Annotated in this window: 1 protein-coding gene; it reads left to right on the top strand. The window is 41.8% G+C overall.

Translation table 11 applies throughout. The annotated features are described in order from the left end of the window. Positions 1–192: FAD-binding domain-containing protein (locus SB725_RS31220; protein ID WP_410923276.1), on the top strand; the 192-nt coding region annotated here is incomplete at its 5' end. Positions 193–273: the final 81 nt, after the last annotated feature.

The following is a 273-nucleotide window of genomic DNA, read 5'->3' as shown; positions in this document are numbered from 1 at the left end:
GCAGCTTACTTTGAGCAACATCTTGTTGATTATGATGTCGGCAGCAATTGGGGCAATTGGCAATATCTGGCAGGCGTCGGCGCTGACCCAAGAGGATGCAGACAGTTTAATCTCGACAAGCAAACCCAGCAATACGATCCAAACGGTGATTTTATTCGTCAGTGGCAAGGTAACACTCAAAAGAGCGATTAATGTATGTGGAAAATTTCCACTCAACAGGTGACAACTATTATTAGATTAATCATAAGATAGGTTTAAACAATGAAAAAGCCC

Origin of the sequence: Pseudomonas sp. SIMBA_041 (genome assembly GCF_046535095.1) — a bacterium.
Taxonomy (GTDB): Bacteria; Pseudomonadota; Gammaproteobacteria; order Pseudomonadales; family Pseudomonadaceae; genus Aquipseudomonas; species Aquipseudomonas mucoides.
This window is presented reverse-complemented; position numbering and strand designations above follow the sequence as displayed.